This window comes from Streptomyces abikoensis (assembly GCF_014648775.1).
Lineage (GTDB): Bacteria > Actinomycetota > Actinomycetes > Streptomycetales > Streptomycetaceae > Streptomyces > Streptomyces abikoensis.
In genome coordinates this window covers 886,131-907,937 of sequence record NZ_BMRT01000001.1, presented here as the reverse complement: position 1 = coordinate 907,937, position 21,807 = coordinate 886,131, and the positions used below count along the sequence as shown (strand labels likewise).

Below are 21,807 nucleotides of genomic sequence, written 5' to 3'. Positions count from 1 at the left end.
GCGCTCACGCCGGGAAGTCCGGCAGGCGCTTGTCGTAGAGCCAGGGGTGGAGGACCGTCGCCACATCACCACCCGTCACCTTCCCGGCGTGGGCGAGGAAGGCCGGGGTGTCCGCGCTGCCTCCCCGGTGGGCGTCGTGCCAGGTGCGCAGGACGCGGAAGAAGTCGTCGTCCCCCACGGCCAGCCGCAGCGCGTGGAGCGTGCACGCCCCCCGGACGTACACCCGGTCGTCGAAGAGGCTGCGCCGGCCGGGGTCGGCGATGCGGAGGTTCTGCCGGCGGCCCGAGAGGTCCTGCCACGCCTGGCGGGCGAGGGTGTCGGCGTCGTCCTCGTCGAGGTGTTCCGACCACAGCCACTCCGCGTACGTGGCGAAACCCTCGTTGAGCCAGATGTGCCGCCAGTCGGCCAGGCCGACGCTGTTGCCGTACCACTGGTGGGCGATCTCGTGGGCCACGAGCGTCTCCCAGCCGCGCCGCCCGTCCATGTGGTTGCCGCCGAAGACCGACAGCGTCTGGTTCTCCACCGGCGCCGCCAGCTCCGCGTCGACGACGACCGCCCCGTAGGACTCGAAGGGGTAGTCGCCGAAGAGCCCGGCGAAGGCGCGCAGCATCTCCGGCTGGCGGGCCAGGTCGTGACGGGCCCGCTCGGCGAGGTGCGGCGGGTAGGCGTTGCGCACCCCGCCGCGCTCCTCGTGGGTGAAGCGGCCGGTGTAGAGGGCGGCGAGGTAGGAGGACATGGGGCCGGGGTGGTGGTACGTCCAGCGCTCCCTGGAGCCGTCACCGACGGGCACGTGCTCGCGCAGCGTGCCGTTGGCCAGGGCCTGGTGGCCCTTGGGCACGGTGACGGTGAAGGTGTAGGCGGCCTTGTCGTCGGGGCGGTCGTTGCACGGGAACCAGGAGGGGGCGCCCACGGGCTGGGAGGCGACGAGCGTCCCGTCGTGGTCGTCCCCGGTGCGGTCCCAGCCGACGCCGCCGAACGGTGTGGTGACGGGCTTCGGCCGGCCCCCGTAGCGGACGTCGAGGACGAACGGCTGCCCGGGCGCGAGGGTCCGGGCGGTGGTGAGGAGGAGCTTGCCGTCGCGGCGGTGGACGGCGACGGGCTCCCCGTCGAGGTGCGCCGAGCGCACCGCCAGCCGGGCCAGGTCCAGCGCCACCACGCGCGTACGGTCGTTGGAGACGGCGTGGATCCGGGCGTGGCCGTCCAGCCAGGCCCGGCCGGGGTCGTAGCCGAGCCGCAGGTCGTAGGCGAGGGTGCGGTGGCCGTGGGAGCCGTGCCGGGGGAAGTAGCCCGGCACGGCGGCCGCGCGGCGGCTGTCGCCGCCGGCGCAGAGCACGGCGGCGCCCAGCGGGAGGGCCGCCGCGGCCGTGAGGAGGCCGCGGCGGCTGCACGCGAAGCGGTCCCGGAGGCTCATGCCGAGCCCACGAGTCGGGGCTCCGCCCCGGCGATGGGGTTGCCCGCCCAGTGGGTCCCGGCGGGCACCGTCTCGCCCCGCATGACGAGGGAGGACGGGCCGATGGCGGCGTGCTCGCCGACCGTGCTGCCCGGCAGCACGATGCCGTGCGGGCCGAGCGAGGCGCCCGCGCCGAGCTCGACGCGGTCCATGCGCATGATCCGGTCGTGGAACAGGTGCGTCTGCAGGACGCAGCCGCGGTTGACGGTGGCGCCGTCGCCGAGGGAGATCAGATCGGTCTCCGGCAGCCAGTGGGTGTCGCACCACACGCCGCGCCCGACGCGCACGCCGAGGCTGCGCAGCCACCAGTTGAGGACCGGCGTGCCGGTGAAGGGACCGGCCAGCCACGGCACGGCGAGGGACTCCACGAAGGTGTCGTAGAGCTCGTTGCGCCAGACGAAGGAGCTCCACAGGGGGTGCTCCCCGGCCTTGAAACGGCCCATGAGCAGCCACTTGGCGGCGGTCGCGGTGAGCGCGGCCACGACGCCGGCGGCCAGCAGCAGCGGCGGGGCGACGAGCGCGGCGAAGCCGAGGCCGTGGTCGTCCAGGGCGTCCTGCTCGATCAGCAGCACGGCCTCGGCGAGCGCGAGGCCGCACATCAGCGGCAGCACCCGGCACAGTTCGACGGCCGCGCGGGCCGCCATCAGCCGCCGGGGCGGCTCGAAGGTGCGACCGCTGTCCCCGGCGGACGCGACGCGCGGCAGCGGCATCGCGGGGCGGCCCAGCCAGGAGCTGCCGGGCTCGCTGTGCGCGGGGGCGTCGGACAGCACACCGATCAGCCCGTGGTCGGGGACGTCACGGCCGGGGCCGACGATGCCGGAGTTGCCGACGAACGCCCGGCGCCCGATGCGGACGTGGCCCAGCCGCATCCGGCCCGCGTGGAGCTCGAACGGGGCGACGAGGGTGTCGTCCGCGAGGAACGCGCCCTCGTCGACGGTGAGCAGCGACGGCAGCGGCAGCACCGTGGAGATCTCGGCCCGCCGGCCGATCCGCGCGCCCAGCAGCCGCAGCCAGCCGGGGGTGGCCAGGCTCGCGTAGAGCGGGAAGAGGCTGCCGCGGGCACCGTCGAGGAGCCGGGTGACGACCCAGACCCGCCAGGCGACGCCGCCGTCGGCGGGGTGGCTGCCCGGGGTGATGCCACGGCCGAGGATCCGGACGACCAGGGCGAGGAGCAGCATCCAGCAGACGGTGGTGACGAAGGTGAACGCGGGGACGGCGGCCAGCAGCCACAGCCCGGCGGTGGTCAGCGTGGCGCAGCCCTTGATCAGGTAGTACGAGCCGACGAGCGCGGGCAGCGAGGCCAGCAGCGGCAGCAGTGGCATCCCGGCCAGCGACAGCGCGTAGGCGAGGGACCACCGGCGCGAGCGGCGGTGCCGCGCGGCGGGCCGGGCGCCGCGCCCGGCGTCGCCGGGGCGCCGCGCCCCCGGGATGTGAGCGCTCCGCGTGGGGTGGGACCCGGCGGCGACGGACGGGCTCCCGCCGGGGAACGCGTGGCCGTCGGCCGGACCGCCGGCGCCGTACGGGGCACCGTGACCCGTCCCCGCGTAGGACACGTCCAGGGCCGGCGCCCCGGCGGGGCGCGTGGCGCCCTGCGGCGTCCAGGAGTTCGCGCGCCCGGCAGCGGGCGCCCCGGCGTCCGCCCCCGCGTCCGTGAGCCCAGCGGCAGGCGACCCCGCCACCGGGCGGGCCGGGGAGCCCTCCCAGGTCTGGCCGGGCGGGATGTGGCCGTCGAGGCAGCCGCCGCCTTCGAGGGTGGCGCCCGCGCCGAGGGAGGCGCCCGGCATCAGCATGGTGCGGTGGCCGACACGGGCGCCGGCGCCGACGGAGAGCGCGCCGATGCGCAGCGTCTCGCCGTCGAGCCACCAGCCCGCGAGGTCGGCCTCCGGCTCGACGCCGCAGCCGTCGCCGAACTCGGCGAGGCCCGTGACCGGCGGCATGGCGTGGAGGGAGACGTTCCGGCCCGCCGCGCAGCCCAGGGCGCGGGCGTACCACGTGGCCCAGGGCGTGCCGAGCAGGGCGGGGACGCCGAAGGCGGCGACGGTGCGTTCGGCGGCCCACAGCCGGAGGTGGACCCGGCCGCCGCGCGGATACGCGCCCGGGGTGATGCCCCGGGTGAGCACGCGTGCGGCGGCCGCGCCCAGCAGGAAGCGGGACGGGGCGCTGAAGAGGATCAGCCATCCGGCGACCACCAGCCACCAGGAGGTGTGGGGGGCCCAGGACTCGGGGGCCAGCAGCCCCAGGACGTTGTCGGCGGCGGCCAGCCCGACGAGCCCGCGCAGCCCGGCCACGCCGAACAGCGCGGTCTGCACCACGATCTGGGCCGCGCCCATGCGGCGGCGCACGGGCCGGACCTCGCGCCGCACGGCCTCCTGCGGGGCGAGGGAGTCGAGGTGGGCGGCCATGTCGCGGAGCACGGGGTGGCGGTAGAGGGCGGCGACGGAGACGCCGGGGTAGTGCTCGCGCAGCGCGGAGGCCATCTTCGCGGCGGCCAGGCTGGTGCCGCCCAGGGAGACGAAGTCGGAGCCGGCGGAGGGCCGGGTGCCGAGGAGCTCCTCCCACAGGTCGGCGAGCCGGGCGGCGGTCCCTGTGAGCGGCCCGCCCTCCGCGTCGCCGTCACCGGCGGTGGGCAGCGGCCAGGGCAGGGCGTCGCGGTCGACCTTCCCGGAGGTGCGGGTGGGCAGCTCGGCGACCTCGCCCAGGACGGGCACCAGCGCGGCGGGCAACCGTTCCGCCAGCAGCTTTCTCGCCAGCTCGCGGTCGTACTCCGGGCCGGGCACCACATATCCGGCGAGCAACTTGCCGCCGGCCGGGGTGGTGCGGACGGCCGCGGCGGCGCCCAGCACGCCGGGCAGGGCGCTGAGCGCGGCGTCGATCTCGCCGAGCTCCAGCCGCCGTCCGCCGATCTTGATCTGGTCGTCGGCGCGCCCGGCGAAGACCAGGCCCTCGGGGTCGGCCCGCACGAGGTCGCCGGTGCGGTAGGCGCGGGGGGTCGCGAGGGCGGCCGACGGGCGGTAGCGGTCGGCGTCCTTGACGGGGTCGAGGTAGCGGGCGACGCCGACGCCGGCGACGACCAGCTCGCCCTCGGCGCCCCAGGGCACGGGCTCGCCCGCCGCGTCGACGACGGCCAGCTCCCAGCCGTCCAGGGGCAGTCCGATGCGCACGGGCTCGCCGGGGTGCATCCGGGCCGCGCAGGCGACGACGGTGGTCTCGGTGGGTCCGTAGGTGTTCCACATCTCGCGGCCGGGCACGGCGAAGCGGTCGACGAGCTCGGCGGGGCAGGCCTCGCCGCCGACGATCAGCAGCCGCACCCGGTCCAGGGACTCCGGCGGCCACAGCGCGGCGAGCGTGGGCACGGTGGAGACGACGGTGATGCCGCGCTCGACGAGCCAGGGGCCGAGCTCGTGGCCGGCGCGGACGAGGGAGCGGGGGGCGGGCACCAGGCAGGCGCCGTGCCGCCAGGCCAGCCACATCTCCTCGCAGGAGGCGTCGAAGGCCACGGACAGCCCGGCCAGCACGCGGTCGCCGGGGCCGAGCGGGCAGTCCTTGAGGAAGAGACCGGCCTCGGCGTCGGCGAAGGCGGCGGCGCTGCGGTGGCTGACCGCGACGCCCTTGGGCGCGCCCGTGGAGCCGGAGGTGAAGATGATCCAGGCGTCGTCGTCGGGCAGCGGCGGACGGCCCGGGCCGGTGGCTGGGGCGGGGCCCGGCAGCAGGGTGTCGGCGGTGATGACCAGGCAGACCCCGGCCTCGCGGAAGACGGTGGCGGCCCGCTCGTCGGGGTCGTCGGCGTCGACGGGCACGTAGGCGGCGCCGCAGCGGAGGACGGCGAGGATCGCCAGGTACAGCTCGGCGGTGCCCGAGGGCACGCGGACGCCGATCCGGTCGCCCGGCCCGGCGCCGGCCCGGCGCAGCCGGTCGGCGCGGGCGGCGACCTCGGCGGCCAGCGCCCGGTAGGTCAGGGTCTCGCTGCCGGTGTCCAGGGCGAGGGCGTCGGGGTGCGCGGCGACGGTGGAATCGAACACGTCGAGCAGGGTGCGCTCCGGATGCGGCGGGGCGCTCCGGTAGCGCGCCCTGTCCGCCGGGGCGCCCGTGGGTACGGGCGCGGGTCCTGGGAGGGTCGATGACATCGGTCGGTACGCCTCTATTCGACGTCGGTGGTACTACGGACGTCATCGGAAGACGTCCGCACCCACAGACGACACCGGCCGACGAGGGGTTCGTATGCCGGTTCCCAACGTTCCGTAAATCGAACGGACCCTGAGTAACCCCATCAGCACTTCAAAATCACTGGCGTACCCGGGGTATTGCCGCTGATTCAATGGTCAAACAGTACTGACGCCTTGGGTATCTCTTGGGAAAGTGTTGGCCATCCGCTGGGTTTCTTTTCGGGCGAGGCGTCACCCGTTCGCCCAGCGAGCACACAGCTTTCCCACAGCCCGAGGACAGCGTTCGCTCAGCGTTCGCTCACCCGTCCGTCCGCGACCTCCAGCCGCCGCGTGGTGTGGACCGCGTCCAGCATCCGGCGGTCGTGGGTGACCAGCAGCAGCGTGCCGGTGTACGAGTCCAGCGCCGACTCCAGCTGTTCGATGGCCGGCAGGTCGAGGTGGTTGGTGGGCTCGTCGAGGACGAGCAGGTTCACCCCGCGCGCCTGCAGCAGGGCCAGCGCGGCGCGGGTGCGCTCACCCGGGGAGAGCGTCACGGCCGGGCGCAGCACGTGCTCGGCCTTGAGGCCGAACTTGGCCAGCAGCGTCCGGACGTCCGCCGGGGCGAGCTCCGGGACCTCCGCGCCGAACGCCGCCAGCAGCGTCTCCTCGCCGAAGAACAGCGCCCGCGCCTGGTCCACCTCGCCCACGACCACCCCCGGGCCCAGCGCGGCGCCGCCCTCGTCCAGGGGCAGCCGGCCGAGCAGGGCGGCGAGCAGCGTGGACTTCCCGGAGCCGTTGGCGCCGGTGATGGCGACCCGGTCGGCCCAGTCGATCTGGAGGTCCACCGGACCGAGGGCGAACGGCCCGCGCCGGGCGACCGCCCCGCGCAGCGTCGCCACGACCGCGCCCGAGCGGGGCGCGGCGGCGATCTCCATCCGCAGCTCCCACTCCTTGCGGGGCTCCTCCACCACCTCCAGCCGCTCGATGAGCCGCTCGGTCTGGCGGGCCTTGGCGGCCTGCTTCTCGGTCGACTCGGCGCGCAGCTTGCGGCCGATCTTGTCGTTGTCGGTGGCCTTGCGGCGGGCGTTGCGGACGCCCTTCTCCATCCAGTTCCGCTGGGTGCGGGCCCGCGCCTCCAGCCCCGCCCTGGTGTCGGCGTACTCGTCGTACGCCTCGCGGGCGTGCCTGCGGGCGGTCGCGCGCTCCTCCAGGTAGGCCGCGTAGCCACCGCCGTAGAGGTTCACCTGCTGCTGGGCGAGGTCGAGCTCCAGGACCTTGTTCACCGTGCGGGTCAGGAACTCCCGGTCGTGGCTGACCAGGACCGTGCCGGCGCGCAGGCCGGTGACGAACGACTCCAGCCGCTCCAGGCCGTCCAGGTCGAGGTCGTTGGTGGGCTCGTCGAGCAGGAAGACGTCGTAGCGGCTGAGCAGCAGGGACGCGAGGCCGGCGCGGGCGGCCTGCCCGCCGGAGAGGCCGGTCATGGGCCGGTCCAGGCCGATGCCCAGGCCGAGCGAGGCGGTGACCTCCTCGGCCCGCTCGTCGAGGTCCGCGCCGCCCAGGTCCAGCCAGCGCTCCAGCGCGACGGAGTAGGCGTCGTCCGCGCCGGGCGCGCCCTCGACGAGCGCCTCGGTGGCGGCGTCGAGCGCGGCCTGAGCGGCGGCGACCCCGGTACGGCGGGCGAGGAACGCCCGCACGGACTCGCCCGCACGCCGTTCGGGCTCCTGCGGAAGGTGACCGACGGTCGCGGTGGGCGGGCTGAGCCGCAGCGTGCCGTGCTCGGGCGCGGTGAGGCCCGCGAGCATCCGCAGCAGGGTGGACTTCCCCGCCCCGTTGGCCCCGACGAGCCCGATGACGTCCCCGGGGGCGACGACGAGGTCGAGCCCGGAGAAGAGCGTGCGGTCGCCGTGTCCGGCGGCGAGATCCTTGACGACGAGGGTGGCACTCATAAGGGCACCGACTTTATGCGGTCGAAGGCGCCGGGCCGAACCGGCCCGGCGCCCCGAGGGCGGCGGTGGCGGCCGTCAGGCCAGGTCCAGGAGCTGCTCGTGGAAGCCGCCGAAGCCCTTCTCGCGGTCGACGAAGTGGAGTTCGAGGATCCAGTGGCAGGGCCGCCCGGACCGGTCGACGCGGCGCAGGGGGTTGTGGTTGTCGGGGGTGATGTACGACTCGCTCCTGGCCCCGTCGTTGGTCTCGTGGGGGAACTCGCCGACCAGGTGGCCGGTGTGCCAGATGCCGATCTCCCACCCGGCCTCGGCGGCGAGCTTCTCGACCGTCCCGTACAGACCGGCGCCGGTGATGGCCTCGTCGGCCCGGAAGGCGGCGCGGCCGGCGTCGAAGATCCGGGGGAGGTCGGCCAGGAGCCGGTGCTTGTCCGGGTCCTGGCCGAAGACGTAGGTGCGCCCGAAGTCGGCCTCGTACTCCTCGAAGATCGGGCCGAAGTCGGCGAACGCGACGTCGTCCTCGCCGATGATCCGGTCCGGCGGGTTGTCCCGGTAGGGCAGCAGGGTGTTGGGGCCGGAGCGGACGATCCGCTTGTGCCAGTGCTTGGTGGTGCCGAACATCTCGTTGGCGAGGTCACGGATGTGATCGCTCACCTCGCGCTCCCCGCGCCCCGGGGCCACGATCCCGCGCGCCTCCACCTCGGCGAACAGCGCGATCGCCTTCTCCTGCGCGGCGACCAGCCCCGCTACCCGCTTCGCTTCCGCGTCCAGCATCTCCGGACCCCCCTGTTGGTCGGCATGTTTTGGTTGGCACATACAAAGATCAATTCCGCTGGATGATCTCATGTACGACAGCGCGCCGCCCCCGCCGGTTCATTCCCCGCCCGCTCATCGCCCGCGTGTGCCACTTCCCGCCCGGCGGCGGGGAGTTCACCGGTACCGTCGGCGCATGGCAAGCGATGTGATCGTGGTCGGTGCCGGCGTCATCGGACTGACCAGCGCGGTCGTCCTGGCGGAGCGGGGCCGGCGCGTCGAGGTGTGGACCCGTTCGCCGTCCTCCGAGACCACCTCGGCGGTGGCCGGGGGCCTGTGGTGGCCCTACCGGATCGAGCCGCGCGACCGGGCCGGCGACTGGGCGCTCGCCTCGCTCGCGGTCATGACCGGCCTGGCCGGGCGGCCGGAACGGACCGGGGTGCGCCTGGCCGAGGGCACCCACGCCGGCCAGGCCCCCGGGGAGCTCGGCGCGTGGGCGGCCCGGGTGCCGGGGCTGCGCGCCGCCGGCACGGGCGAGTTGCCGCGCGGCTACGACCGCGGGGTGCGCGTCCGCCTGCCGTTGCTGGACATGGCCACGCATCTCGACTACCTGACGCGGCGGTTGGGCGCGGCGGGCGGCACCGTCGCCGTCCGCCCGGTCGACTCGCTCGCGCGGGCCGCCCGCTCGGCGCCCGTCGTCGTCAACTGCACCGGCCTGGGCGCCCGCGACCTCGTCCCCGACCCCTCGGTGCACCCGGTGCGGGGCCAGCTCGTCGTGGTCGAGAACCCCGGCATCGACGAGTGGTTCACCGCCGCCGACGACACCGGGACCGACACCGTCTACGTCTTCCCCCAGCCCTACGGCGCCGTCCTCGGCGGCACCGCCCAGGAACACGCCTGGGACCGGGCCCCCTCGCCCCGCACCGCCCGGGCCATCATCAGCCGCTGCTCCCGCGTCTTCCCCCGCCTGGCCCGGGCCCGCGTCCTCGGGCACCGCGTGGGCCTGCGCCCGGCCCGCCCGCGCGTCCGCCTGGAGGCCGAGCCCCTGCCGGGCGGCGGCCGGCTCGTCCACAACTACGGCCACGGCGGAGCGGGCATCACCGTCTCCTGGGGCTGCGCCCTGGCGGCGGCGGACCTGGTGGAGACGGACCTGGTGGAGACGGACCTGGCGGAGACGGACCCGGGGGAGACGGCCACGCCGTCTTGACAGCGCGGGCCCGGACGGAATGCTGTACCGCGTGACGCACCTGCCCACACCCCTGACCGGCGTCGTCCCCCCGCTCTGCACCCCCCTCACCCCCGGCGGCGACGTGGACGTCCGCTCCCTCGTCTCGCTCGTCGAACACCTGCTGGACGCCGGGGTCCACGCGGTGTTCGCCCTCGGCACCAGCGGCGAGGCCGCCTTCCTGAGCGACGCCCAGCGCGACGAGGTCCTGCGGATCACCGTCGAGACGGTGGCCGGACGGGTGCCCGTGCTGGCGGGCGTGATCGACACGGCCACGGCCCGCGTCGTCGACCGGGCGCTGGCCGCCGCCGCCCACGGCGCCGACGCGCTCGTCGCCACCGCGCCCTTCTACGCCGGGACGCACCCCGCCGAGACCGCCGACCACTTCCGCCGGATCCGGGCCGCCGTCGGCCTCCCGCTGATCGCCTACGACATCCCCCAGCACGTCCACAGCAAGCTCACCGCGCCCGTCCTCCTCCGGCTCGCCGAGGACGGCACCCTCGCCGGGCTCAAGGACAGCAGCGGCGACCTGGGCGCCTTCCGCCGCCTGCTGGTCGCGCTGCGCGAACGCGGCCTCGACGGCACCTTCGCCGCGCTCACCGGCTCCGAGCTCGCCGTGGACGCCGCCCTGCTCGCGGGCGCCCACGGCGTCGTCCCCGGGCTGGGCAACGTCGACCCGGCCGGGTACGTACGGCTGTACGACCACGCGCGGGCCGGGCGCTGGCCGGAGGCGGCGGCCGAGCAGGACCGGCTCGCGGCGCTGTTCGCCCTCGTCGACGCGGGGGACACCGCCACGATGAGCGGCGGCGCCGCCGCGCTCGGCGGCTTCAAGGCCGCGCTGCGCGCGCTCGGCGTCATCGACTGCGCGGCGACGGCCGCGCCCCAGCGGCCGCTGTCCGACCAGGCCGTCGCCGAGGTCCGCCGACGACTGGCGGAGGGCGGACTGCTCACCTAGCGCCGGACGCTCCCGTGGCACGGGCTCACGTGGCACGGCCTTCCTGCCGAAAACGAACGGTGAACGCCGACCGGTGGGAGAGAGCCGTTCATGGACGAGGTGACCGCGCGCTACGTGGAACTGTGCCGCGCCGACGGGAGCGGGCTGAGCCGGGCCGTCGCCGAGGCCGAGCTGCCGGGCTGTCTGCGCGACGCCCGGCTGCTGGCCCGGCCGCTGTTCGCCGACGAACCGGAGCTGCGGGCGGCGGTGGACGACCTGCTGGCCCTCTTCGACGTCCTCGTCTCCCTGCCCGACCGGCTCTTCGACGGCGACGTCGAACGGTACTGGGCGGCCCTGGGCGGCGAGCCCCGCCTGGCCCCGCTGCTGCGGCGCCACGCCCACGCCGGGCGGCCCGCGGACCGCTTCGGCCGGGCCGACCTCTACCGCGACGAGCACGGCCGCTTCGCCCTGCTGGAGTTCAACATCGCCGGCGGAGTGGGCGGCTTCGAACTGGGCGAACTGCCCCGCTCCCTCGAAGCCGTGCCCGCCTTCGCCGCCTTCGCCGAGCGGTACGCGCTGCGGCACGTACGGACCGCCGAACGCGTGGCCGCGACGCTGCGGGGCGTGGCGCCGCGCCCGTCCCCCGTGGTGGCCCTGGTGTTCGCACCCGGGGCGCTGCCCCGGTACCGGCGGCCCATCGCCCCCACCGTCGCGGTGCTGGAGGGCCAGGGGCTGGACGTCCTCCTCGGCGAACTGGGCGACGTGCGGGGCGACGGCGGGAAGCTGTTCGTCGGCACGGCCCGCGTCGACGTGGTGCTGCGCTTCTTCACCGTCGACGACACCATCGGACACGAGGACGGCCTCGCCGCGATCACCCGAGCCGACGAGAAGGGGACGGCCGTCCTGTGGACCGGGCTGGACAGCGCCCTGTTCACCAACAAGGGCGCCCTCGCGCTGCTGTCCGACCCCCGGTGCGACGCCGTGCTGTCCCCGCGCGAGCGGCGGGCGGCCGAACGGATCCTGCCGTGGACCAGACTGCTGACCGCGCCGCTGGTCGACCGGTGCGTCGAGGAGCGCGAACGGCTGATCCTCAAGCCCTGCCGGGGCTTCGCGGGCTCGGGCGTCGTCGCGGGCTGGGCCTGCCCGGAACGGGAGTGGCGCGACGCGCTGCGCGACGCCGCCGGTGGCGGGTTCGTCGTACAGCGCCGGGTCGTGCCCCGGCCGGAGCCGGTCGTGGACCCGGGGACGGGGGCGACCGAGGACTGGACGCCGGTCTGGGGCCTGTTCGTCACCCCCGGGGGATACGGGGGCAACGCCATCCGCGCGCAGCGCGCCACGGGCGGCGACGTCATCGGCTACAGCACCAGCACCGAGACCCTGGCCACCGTCGCCTTCACCCGGCCCGCCGACGCTCAGCCCGTCGGCTGAGCGCGCGCCGTCGTGTCCCCGTGGAGGAGACCCTGGTGCCCCGCCCAGTAGGGCGCGCGCAGGGCGGTCTTGTCGACCTTGCCGATGGGGGTCAGCGGCAGCGCGTCGACGAACTCGAAGCTCGCGGGCAGATAGACGGGCCGCTCCAGCTCGGCCAGCACGCACTTGCGCAGCTCGTCGAGCTCCACGTGCGCCCCGGGAGCGGTGACGACGACGGCGTGCACGGCCTGCCCGTACAGCGGGTGCGGCACCGGGATCACCGCGGCGGCCCGGACCGCCGGGTGGGTGGTCAGCGCGTTCTCCACGAGCGGCGAGTAGATGGTGGACCCGGCCTCCCCCGTGATGATCACGTCGTTGCGCCGGTCCATGAGGAAGAAGTAGCCCTCCTCGTCCCGGTAGCCGAGATCACCGGTGCGCAGCCAGCCGTCCGGGTGGAACACGGCGGCGGTGGCCTCCGGCTGGTTGAGGTAGCACTCCATGACGCGCGGCCCGCGCGCGCAGATCTCGCCGATCTCTCCCGGCGGCAGGGGCCGGCCCTGCTCGTCGCGGACCTCCGTCTCCATGTCGGGGAAGGAACGGCCGACGGAACGCAGCAGTCTGCCCTCGTCCACGAGGTGATCGGCGGAGTTCAGCGCTGTGAGGCCGAACGCCTCGGTCTGGGCGTAGAGCTGCCACAGCACCGGCCCGAACCGGTCGAGGGCCTGCTGGAGCCGGTCCGGGGTGATCGGGCTGGCCCCGTACATGACGCGGCGCAGCCGGGAGCAGTCGACGGCGGCCAGCCCCGGGTGGTCGAGCAGCCGGTACAGCATGGGCGGCATCAGCATCATGGCGGTGATCGGCTCGTTCGTCAGCGCCTCGATCACCGCCTCCGGAGTGAAGCGGTCCAGGAGCGTGAGCGTGCTGCCCCCGGCCAGGCCGCTCAGTGCGTACAGCCCGCCGACGTGGGCGATCTGGCTGGTCACCAGCAGCGTGACGGGCTCGGGGAGGAACGGGTTCGCCAGGATCGTCCGGTACATCCGGTGCCGGTGCAGGATGGCTTTGGTGAGGCCCGTGGTGCCGCCGGAGCACAGCACCGTCTCCACCTGCCCGGCGTGCGCCCACGTCGGGTCGTCGGCCGGGCGGGCGCGCCGGACGACGTCCATCAGGTCCGGCGCCGGCCCGCCGGATCCCAGCGTCAGCAGGCGGGCCCCGGGGAAGGCGCTGGTGACCGCGTGCGCGCAGGTCTCCGAGATCCGGTCGTCCACGATCAGGACGTCGGCGGGAACGTTCGCCGCGACGCTGGCGTACTCGGCCGGCCCCCGGTCCACCGGCATCGGCAGGAACCGCGCCCCCACCAGGTGCGCCGCGAACGGCACGCACACCGCCTCGGCGCGGTTCCCGCTGGCCAGGGCAACGGTGGTGCCGGGCCCCAGGCCGAGGGACCGGAATCCGGCGGCCATCTGACGAATCGTTTCTGCGAGCTCGGCGTAGGTCATCCGGAGATCCCGGTACACCACGGCCTCCCGCGTCCCGTACCCCGGGAACACCTCGTCCACCAGCCGAGCGGCATAGCTGCGCCCCGCCGCTCCGTCCGACCCGTCCATGGGCCCGCCTCCTCTTCCGGTTCCGGTAGGCGCCCCTGGTCGGGTCAGGACGGGACGTCACACGGGACGACGGCGCGGACGCGCGTCGTCCCGTGTGATCGATGGCCGGTGGCGGGGTGGGTCTCACCGGGAAGGCCGCTCATTCATCCGGTCGGGCGCAGGAATCGTCCGTCAGCGAGGCGCGGTCACCAGTCCCGCCTCGTAGGCGGTGATCACGAGCTGGACCCGGTCCCGGGCGCCCAGTTTGGTGAGCAGCCGTGACACGTGCGACTTGGCGGTGGCCACCGTGATGAAGAGGTCCTCCGCGATCTCGGTGTTCGACCGGCCGCGTCCGACCAGGGTCAGGACCTCCCGTTCCCGCTCGGTGATGCCCTCGACCGGCCGTGGCGGGCGCCGCGGGGCGGCCTCGGGGCGCCCGGCGAAGTCCGCGATCAGACGGCGCGTCACCCCCGGTGCGAGCAGCGCGTCGCCGGCGGCGACGACGCGGATCGCCGCGAGGATGTCGTCCAGCGCCATGTCCTTGACGACGAAGCCGCTCGCGCCCGCCCGCAGGGCGCCGCGGACGTGGTCGTCCTCGTCGAAGGTGGTCAGGACCAGGACACGGGCCGCCGTGGGACCGGCCGTGATCAGACGGGTGGCCTCGATGCCGTCCATGCCGGGCATCCGGATGTCCATCACCACGACGTCGGGGTCGAGCTCGCCGACGAGCCGGACCGCTTCGGAGCCGGTGGCGGCCTCGCCGACGACCTCCAGGTCGGGATGGTCGGCCATGAGCACCCGCAGTCCGGACCGCACCAGCGGCTGGTCGTCGGCGAGCAGGATCCTGACGGTCACCGGGCCGCCACCTCGACCGGAACGCAGTCGGGCGCGGGCAGCGGCAGCCGGGCGGCCACCCGGAAGCCGCCCCCGGGGCGCGGGCCGGCGCTGAGCCGGCCGCCCAGCAGGCCGGCCCGCTCGCGCATGCCGATGATGCCGAAGCCGTGGGCCGGGCCGTCGCCGGCGAGGCCACGCCCGTCGTCGACGACCTCCACGGACAGTTCCTCGTCGCCGTGGTCGATGGTCACCCGGCAACTCCCGGTGCCCGCGTGGCGGACCACGTTGGTCAGCGCCTCCTGCACGATGCGGTAGGCGGACAGATCGATGTCGGCGGGCAGCGGGCGCTCGCTCCCGCCGCGGCGCACCTCGACGTGTACCCCCGCGTCCCCGGTCGCCGCCGCCAGCCGTTCGATGTCGGCCAGTCCCGGCGCGGGTGACCGCTCGGGGGCGTCCGTGTCCCGGTCGGCCTGACGGAGGGACACCAGCGTGCGGCGCAGGCCCGACAGGGTCTCCCTGCTGGTGGCCTCGATGGCGCGCAGCGCCTCGCGGGCCTCCGTCGGCCGGCTCTCGATGACCCGGCTGCCCACACCGGCCTGGATGGCGATGATGCCGACGCTGTGCGCGACCATGTCGTGCAGCTCCCGTGCGATCCGCAGCCGTTCGGCGGTCACGGCCTCGGCCACCTCCCGCGAGCGCAGCGCCACCGCGTGCTCGCGGCGCTCACGAACGAGGAGGCCGGCCGTGCAGGAGGCGGCCATCGCCAGGAGGGCGATCAGCCCGTTGACGGACAGGTTGTCCCCGTGCGCGAAGAGGCCGATGACCAGCAGTTGCACGATGAAGGACACGGCCACGGCGATGACCGGGGCACGGCGGGCATGGGTGGCGACGACGATGCCCAGAACGAGGTCCACCGCCAGGTATCCCAGGAACTCGCCCTGGTACGAAACCGTCGGGATCGCATGGGCGGAGCTCGGAGGGCCCACCACGGCAACCGTGGATCCGAGGAGCGCCAGGGCGAGGGCGGCCGGCGGCAGCCGTCGCACGACGCCGGCGAGCAGGCTCGCGGCGAGCAGTGCCCCGACGCCGTGGACCGTGCCCGACGCCCGTGGCGCGGCCCCCACCAGCAGGGCCACCATGAGGAGGTAGGCGGCGGCTCCCGCCCAGGCCACGGCCTTCGTATCGATCGGATTCACGCCGCGAGACTAACCGGCCGTCACCCGCGCGGCGTCAGCCCGGGGACGTACGCCCACGGGCCAGTGCCCGGCGGACGATTGCCGCCCACGGCCCCATGCGGATAGGCAGGCCCTCCCGGCAGTCTCGGTGCCGTGATCGAAGTCAACGAGCTCACCAAGCGCTACGGCGGCAAGACGGCCGTCGACCAGCTGTCCTTCACCGTCCGGCCGGGCCGGGTCACCGGGTTCCTCGGGCCCAACGGAGCGGGCAAGTCCACCACCCTGCGGATGATCCTCGGCCTGGACGCGCCCACCGCCGGCACCGCCACCGTCGGCGGCGTCCCCTTCCGCAGCCACCCGCGTGGGCTGCGGCACGTCGGAGCCCTCCTCGACGCCGGGCAGGTCCACGGCGGCCGCAGCGCCGTGGCCCACCTGTCCGCCCTGGCCCGGAGCAACGGCATCCCACGGCGACGGGTGGACGACGTGCTGCACGAGGTGGGACTGGCCGAGGCGGCGAACCGCCGCATCGGCGGCTTCTCCCTCGGCATGAAACAGCGGCTGGGAGTCGCCACCGCCCTCCTCGGCGACCCGCCCGTGCTCATGTTCGACGAGCCGGTCAACGGCATGGACCCGGAGGGCGTGCTCTGGGTACGCCGGCTCTTCCGGCGCCTGGCCGCCGAGGGGCGCACGGTGTTCCTCTCCAGCCATCTGATGTCGGAGATGGAGAACACCGCCGACGATCTCGTCGTCATCGGCCGGGGCCGCCTCATCGCCGCCGAGCCGCTCCGGGACTTCGCGGCGCGCGGCACCCGGCGCGGCGTCGTGGTGGGCACGCCGCGAGCGGCGGAACTGGCGGCCGCGCTGACGGCGGCGGGCGCCTCGGTCGAGCCGGAGGGATCGGCGGATACGGAGAGGCTCGTCGTCACCGGGCTCCCGGCGGACCGGATCGGGGCACTCGCCTTCGAGAAGGGAATCCGGCTGGACGAACTGACCACCCGCACCGCCTCGCTGGAGTCGGCCTTCATGGAACTCACCGCCGACAGCACCGAATACCAGGCAGGACAGGCCCGATGACGACACTCGCCCCCGTTCCCCGGACCACTTCCGTCGCCGGGCCGCCCGCCCGTTCCCGCGACCTGTTCGCCGCCGAGTGGATCAAGACGCGGTCCCTGCGCTCCACGCCGTGGACGATCGCGCTCACCGTCCTGTTCGTCATCGGCTCCGCCGCCGTGGCGTCGATGACGGACGACGCCACGGTCCCCGGCCCCGCCGGCTTCCGGCACTACGACGCCTATCCACCGGCCGGCTACTGGACGCTGATACTCATCGCGAGCAGCATGGGCGCCCTCGGCGTGGTGAGCGAGTACGGCAGCGGCCTGATCCGCGTCACCACCGTGGCCGTCCCCGCCCGCGGCTCGGTGGTGCTGGCCAAGGCCGCCGTCACCGCCGTGCTGTGGACGGCGGTCGGCACGATCGCCTCCCTCGGCTCCTTCCTGGTCTCCCAGGCCGTCCTGGCCGGACGGCACGCGGCCGTGCCGATCACCCACCCCGGGGTCTTCCGGGCGGTGGCGGCGTCCGCGCTGCTGGCGCCGGTCTGCGCGCTGGTCGGCCTGGGCCTCGGCGTCCTCCTCCGGCACGCCGCCGCGACCATGGTCACCGGCGTCTTCGTCCTGCTGATGCTGCCCACCATGTTCGCGGAGAGCGACCGCTGGTCGGCGGACGTCAAACACGCGCTGGTCTCGGCCGCCTGGAAGCGCCTGATCGAGACCTGGGAGCCGGATCCCGCGTCTCTGGCATACACCGCCACGGTCTCCGGCTCCTGGATCGTCTACGCGCTCTGGCCGCTGCTCACGGTCGCGCTCGCCGTGCTGGTGGTGAGGCGCCGCGACGTGTGAGCGCGCCCCGCTACCGGCCCAGCAGCCCTGCCCGCCGCAGCGCATCGGCCATCGCCCCGTCCGCCGCCGGAGCGGCGGCCTGTCGGCCGCCCTCCGCCCGGCGGGGGCGCGGGGCTCCGCCCCGGCGCGGAGCGCTCCCGCGCTCGCCGCGCTCCGCGCGCTCGCGGCGCTCGCCGCCGCCGGCGCGGGCCGGCGACGCCTCGTCGTCCAGACGGAGCGTCAGCGAGATCCGCTTGCGCGGGATGTCGACGTCCATCACCTTCACCCGCACGATGTCGCCGGGCTTGACCACGTCGCGCGGGTCCTTCACGAACGTCTTCGACATCGCCGACACGTGCACCAGGCCGTCCTGGTGGACGCCCACGTCCACGAAGGCGCCGAAGGCCGCGACGTTGGTGACGACGCCCTCCAGCAGCATCCCCGGCGTCAGGTCGCCGATCTTCTCCACGCCCTCCTTGAAGGCCGCCGTCCGGAACGCGGGCCGCGGGTCGCGGCCCGGCTTCTCCAACTCGCGCAGGATGTCCGTCACGGTCGGCAGGCCGAAGGAGTCGTTCACGAAGTCCTCGGGACGCAGCGCGCGCAGCGCCGCCGTGTTGCCGATGAGCGCGGCGACGTCACCGCCCGTCGCCTTCACCATGGACCGCACCACGGGGTACGCCTCGGGGTGGACGCTGGAGGCGTCCAGCGGGTCGTCGCCGCCGCGGATGCGGAGGAAGCCGGCGCACTGCTCGTACGCCTTGGGGCCCAGCCGGGCCACGTCCTTGAGGGCCTTGCGGGAGCGGAAGGGGCCGTTGGCGTCGCGGTGGGCGACGATGTTCTCGGCGAGGCCGGAGCTGACGCCGGAGACCCGGGAGAGCAGCGGCGCCGAGGCGGTGTTGACGTCGACGCCGACGCCGTTGACGCAGTCCTCGACGACCGCGTCCAGCGAGCGGGACAGCTTCACCTCGGACAGGTCGTGCTGGTACTGGCCGACGCCGATCGACTTCGGGTCGATCTTCACCAGCTCGGCGAGCGGGTCCTGGAGCCGGCGGGCGATGGAGACCGCGCCGCGCAGGGAGACGTCCATGCCGGGCAGCTCCTGCGAGGCGAACGCGGACGCGGAGTAGACCGAGGCGCCGGCCTCGGAGACCATCACCTTCGTCAGCCCCAGCTCGGGGTGACGGGCGATCAGATCGGCCGCCAGCTTGTCGGTCTCGCGGGAGGCCGTGCCGTTGCCGATCGCGACGAGCTCCACGCCGTGCTCGCGGGCGAGCCGGGCCAGGGTGGCCAGCGAGGCGTCCCACTTGTTCTGCGGGACGTGGGGGTAGATGGTCTCCGTCGCGGAGACCTTGCCGGTCGCGTCCACGACGGCGACCTTCACGCCCGTGCGGAAGCCCGGGTCCAGGCCCATCGTGGCGCGCGTGCCGGCCGGGGCGGCGAGCAGCAGATCGCGCAGGTTCGCCGCGAAGACGCGGACGGCCTCGTCCTCGGCGGCCTGGCGCAGCCGCGTCCGCAGGTCGATGCCCAGGTGCGTCACGATCCGGGTGCGCCAGGCCCAGCGCACGGTGTCGCCCAGCCACTTGTCCGCCGGACGGCCCCGGTCGGCGATCCCGAAGCGCCGGGCGATCATCTGCTCGTAGGCGCTGGGGCCCTCGGTGGACTCCTCCGGCGCCCGCGGCTCCAGGGTGAGCTCGAGGACGTCCTCCTTCTCGCCGCGCAGCATCGCCAGCACCCGGTGCGAGGGGAGCTCGGTGAAGGGCTCGGCGAAGTCGAAGTAGTCGGCGAACTTCGCGCCCGCCTCCTCCTTGCCCTCGCGCACCTTCGCGGCCACCCGCCCGCGCGACCACATGCGCTCGCGCAGTTCGCCGATCAGGTCGGCGTCCTCGCCGAACCGCTCGGTGAGGATGGCGCGGGCGCCCTCCAGCGCGGCGGCGGCGTCCGCGACGCCCTTGTCCCCGTCGACGAACGCGGCGGCCGCCGCCACCGGGTCGGTGCCCGGGTCGCGCAGCAGGCCGTCGGCCAGCGGCTCCAGCCCGGCCTCGCGGGCGATCTGCGCCTTGGTGCGCCGCTTGGGCTTGAACGGGAGGTAGATGTCCTCCAGGCGGGCCTTGGAGTCGGCCTCGCGGATCCGGGCCTCCAGCGCCTCGTCCAGCTTGCCCTGCGACCGCACGGACTCGAGGACCGCCGCCCGGCGGTCCTCCAGCTCCCGCAGATAGCGCAGCCGCTCCTCCAGCGTGCGCAGCTGCGCGTCGTCGAGCGCCCCGGTCGCCTCCTTGCGGTAGCGCGCGACGAACGGCACGGTGGACCCGCCGTCGAGCAATTCGACGGCGGCCCGCACCTGCCGCTCCCGCACGCCGAGCTCCTCGGCGATCCTGCCTTCGATCGACGTCGACGTCGTCACGATCACGCTCCGCTTTCCCTGTTCCGCGGCGGTTCCGCCGCGCTGAGCCGCGATCTGCATTGTGGCAGGTACCGCTGACAGAGCTCGCTGGCCGGTTATCCCCGCAGGTCGGACGGGAAGGCGCCGCCCTCCACCAGGGTCGTGGTGTAGCGCTGGGCCAGCTCGGTCAGCCGCGCGACACCGGCGGCGCCCAGGTGCTCGTAGGGGGCGCGGTCCAGGCGGTCCGTCGCGTCCTCCAGCTCCTCGCGCAGGTCGACGCCGGCCCGCGTCAGCGTGCCGTCCGTGTTCAGCAGCCCGCGGTCCAGCAGCCGCTCCCGGCCGGCGGCCAGGTCGTCCTCGCTCCAGCCGCGCGTGCGCAGCAGCCACTTGTGGGACATGCCCTTGCCGGTGGCGGAGTGGGTCAGGACCGCCTCGATCGGGTCGATGCCGGCCTGGACGAGGACCATCAGGTGGCCGTCGCCGCGGTACTCGCGCAGCAGCGTGGTGGCGTGCCACAGCGCCAGGTGCGGGGCGTCCGGCACGGGCAGGTCGGCGTGGGCCGCGTACAGGGTGCGCATGGACCGGTCGCAGGCCTCGGTGGCCCGCAGCGCGAGCTCGGCGGCCTCGGCCATCTCGGCGGAGGCCACGGTCTCCTCGCCGAGCAGCCGCCGCAGCAGGGCGTCGGCGGCGCGCAGCCGCGCGGCCAGGACGTCCTCGGGGGAGGCGATGTCCCAGACGGCGGGGAGGTGCCGGGAGATCAGCTCGTGGCTGAAGCTGAAGAACGAGGCCGTCACCACGCCCGGCCCGACCCGGCCGAAGGCGGCGGCGCGTCCCGCCAGATAGACGGCGCCGAAGCTCTCGGTGCCGCCGATGCCGAGGGCGCCCACCTCCCGCTGGATCTCCGGGGAGAAGTACTGGGCCGAGTGGTAGGGGTTGAGGAACGCGTGGCAGCGGCGGGCGGCGCCGGCGGGCAGAGAAGTCATGTCCCGTACCGTACGTACTGGTTGGTACGGAAGGAAAGGATGAAGGTCACAGCCGCCACCGATGGCAGGAAAGGTGGGGAACCCGTCATTGCGGCCATGACGGGAGGACGGCCAGCATGGAGGCCATGAGAACCCGCACGGTGCTGATCGTCCTCTTCGAGGGGATCCAGCCCCTCGATGTCACCGGCCCCCACGAGGTGTTCGCCGGAGTGCGGCCCGAGCGCGGCGCGGAGGGCGGCTACGAGGTGCGCACCGCGACGATCGACGGCGCGCCGGTCCGCAGCACGAGCGGGCTGCGGCTCGCCCCCGACGCGGCCCTCGCCGACTGCGCCGTGCCCGACCTGCTCGTCGTCCCCGGCGGGGAGGGCGCCCTGGAGCCCGATCCCCGGATCGTGTCCTGGCTGCGCGTCAACGGCCCCCGGGCCGGGCGGCTGCTCTCCGTCTGCACCGGCGCGTTCCTGGTCGCCGCCGCCGGGCTGCTCGACGGCCGGCGCGCCACCACCCACTGGGCGTACTGCGACCGGTTCACCGAGCGCTTCCCGGACGTGCTGCTGGACCCCGAGCCCATCTTCGTGCGCGACGGCCGCGTCGCCACGTCGGCCGGCGTGACGGCGGGCATCGATCTGGCGCTCGCCGTCGTCGAGGAGGACCACGGCCGGCAGGTGGCCCTCACCATCGCCCGCCACCTGGTCGTCTTCCTCCGGCGGCCCGGCAACCAGCGGCAGTTCAGCGTCCCGCTCGCCGCCCAGACGGCCGGGCGCCCGACGCTGCGCGACATCCAGCACTGGATCGTCGAGCACCTCCGCGCCGACCTGTCGGTGGACGCGCTCGCGGACCGCGCGGGCCTGTCGCCCCGGCACTTCGCCCGGGCCTTCCGGGACGAGGTGGGGATGACACCGGGGCGCTATGTCGACCTGGTGCGCCTGGAGGCCGCGCGGCGGCTGCTGGAGGACACCGGGCAGGGCGTGGAGGAGGTCTCCCGCGCCTGTGGCTACGGCACGCCCGAGGCGATGCGGCGGGCCTTCGTCCGGGCCCTGGGCGCGGCTCCGGCCGAATACCGGCGGCGCTTCCGGCCCATGACGGCGGTTCAGCCGATTGCGGTCTGACCGCTTCCTTTCAATTTTCCT

General features: G+C 74.8%; 15 protein-coding genes. 6 read left to right on the top strand and 9 right to left on the bottom strand.

Annotated elements, in window-relative coordinates; all coding sequences use genetic code 11:
• Window positions 1–4: 4 nt before the first annotated feature.
• The 4 genes from IE096_RS03935 to IE096_RS03915 all read right to left on the bottom strand — a co-directional run bounded on the left by IE096_RS03935 (window position 5) and on the right by IE096_RS03915 (window position 8,306).
• On the bottom strand, window positions 5–1,411 hold the full coding sequence (locus IE096_RS03935) for a M1 family metallopeptidase (RefSeq protein ID WP_189448398.1): 1,407 nt from the start codon (window positions 1,409–1,411) through the stop codon (window positions 5–7).
• Entirely contained in the window at window positions 1,408–5,574 is a 4,167-nt protein-coding gene (locus IE096_RS31180) for a Pls/PosA family non-ribosomal peptide synthetase (RefSeq protein WP_373298003.1), read from the bottom strand. The genes IE096_RS03935 and IE096_RS31180 overlap by 4 nt, the downstream gene beginning before the upstream one ends.
• A 326-nt stretch (window positions 5,575–5,900) precedes the next feature.
• Complete coding sequence (locus IE096_RS03920) at window positions 5,901–7,538, bottom strand: ABC-F family ATP-binding cassette domain-containing protein (RefSeq protein ID WP_189448396.1); 1,638 nt, start codon at window positions 7,536–7,538, stop codon at window positions 5,901–5,903.
• Between the two features lie 75 nt (window positions 7,539–7,613).
• The gene (locus IE096_RS03915; RefSeq protein ID WP_189448394.1) at window positions 7,614–8,306 is read right to left on the bottom strand and encodes a M24 family metallopeptidase; all 693 of its coding nucleotides are present in this window, start codon (window positions 8,304–8,306) and stop codon (window positions 7,614–7,616) included.
• A 175-nt stretch (window positions 8,307–8,481) separates the two neighbouring features.
• Between IE096_RS03915 and IE096_RS03910 the strand changes: the two genes are divergently transcribed.
• From IE096_RS03910 to IE096_RS03900, 3 genes are all read left to right on the top strand, one after another.
• Window positions 8,482–9,492, top strand: coding sequence for an NAD(P)/FAD-dependent oxidoreductase (locus IE096_RS03910; protein WP_189448392.1), 1,011 nt, complete (start codon window positions 8,482–8,484; stop codon window positions 9,490–9,492).
• A 31-nt stretch (window positions 9,493–9,523) separates the two neighbouring features.
• Window positions 9,524–10,465, top strand: a complete 942-nt coding sequence (locus tag IE096_RS03905; protein WP_373298002.1) for a dihydrodipicolinate synthase family protein — start codon at window positions 9,524–9,526, stop codon at window positions 10,463–10,465.
• A 90-nt stretch (window positions 10,466–10,555) separates the two neighbouring features.
• Window positions 10,556–11,872, top strand: a complete 1,317-nt coding sequence (locus tag IE096_RS03900) for a hypothetical protein (protein WP_189448388.1) — start codon at window positions 10,556–10,558, stop codon at window positions 11,870–11,872.
• Here IE096_RS03900 and IE096_RS03895 read toward each other — a convergent pair.
• The 3 genes from IE096_RS03895 to IE096_RS03885 form a co-directional block, all read right to left on the bottom strand.
• Window positions 11,857–13,455, bottom strand: a complete 1,599-nt coding sequence (locus IE096_RS03895) for an AMP-binding protein (RefSeq protein WP_189448386.1) — start codon at window positions 13,453–13,455, stop codon at window positions 11,857–11,859. The two genes, IE096_RS03900 and IE096_RS03895, sit on opposite strands and share 16 nt — an antisense overlap.
• A gap of 171 nt (window positions 13,456–13,626) precedes the next feature.
• Window positions 13,627–14,289, bottom strand: coding sequence for a response regulator (locus IE096_RS03890; RefSeq protein WP_189448384.1), 663 nt, complete (start codon window positions 14,287–14,289; stop codon window positions 13,627–13,629).
• Window positions 14,286–15,464 carry a sensor histidine kinase gene (locus IE096_RS03885; RefSeq protein WP_229819895.1) on the bottom strand — a complete coding sequence of 393 codons (1,179 nt, stop codon included), beginning with the start codon at window positions 15,462–15,464 and terminating at the stop codon, window positions 14,286–14,288. The genes IE096_RS03890 and IE096_RS03885 overlap by 4 nt, the downstream gene beginning before the upstream one ends.
• A gap of 132 nt (window positions 15,465–15,596) precedes the next feature.
• Here IE096_RS03885 and IE096_RS03880 point away from each other — a divergent pair, with 132 nt between their 5' ends.
• Both IE096_RS03880 and IE096_RS03875 read left to right on the top strand, forming a co-directional pair.
• On the top strand, window positions 15,597–16,517 hold the full coding sequence (locus IE096_RS03880; RefSeq protein ID WP_189448382.1) for an ABC transporter ATP-binding protein: 921 nt from the start codon (window positions 15,597–15,599) through the stop codon (window positions 16,515–16,517).
• Window positions 16,514–17,338, top strand: coding sequence for an ABC transporter permease (locus IE096_RS03875; protein ID WP_189448380.1), 825 nt, complete (start codon window positions 16,514–16,516; stop codon window positions 17,336–17,338). Before IE096_RS03880 ends, IE096_RS03875 begins: the two co-directional genes overlap by 4 nt.
• 10 nt (window positions 17,339–17,348) lie before the next feature.
• Here IE096_RS03875 and IE096_RS03870 read toward each other — a convergent pair whose 3' ends face one another.
• Entirely contained in the window at window positions 17,349–19,718 is a 2,370-nt protein-coding gene (locus IE096_RS03870) for a Tex family protein (protein ID WP_373298036.1), read from the bottom strand.
• Between the two features lie 95 nt (window positions 19,719–19,813).
• Window positions 19,814–20,680, bottom strand: coding sequence for an SCO6745 family protein (locus IE096_RS03865; RefSeq protein WP_189448375.1), 867 nt, complete (start codon window positions 20,678–20,680; stop codon window positions 19,814–19,816).
• Window positions 20,681–20,805: 125 nt separating this feature from the next.
• On the opposite strand from IE096_RS03865, the gene IE096_RS03860 reads away from it, so the two are divergent.
• Window positions 20,806–21,786 (top strand): GlxA family transcriptional regulator, encoded by a 981-nt coding sequence (locus IE096_RS03860; protein ID WP_189448373.1) that lies wholly within the window; start codon window positions 20,806–20,808, stop codon window positions 21,784–21,786.
• Window positions 21,787–21,807: the final 21 nt, after the last annotated feature.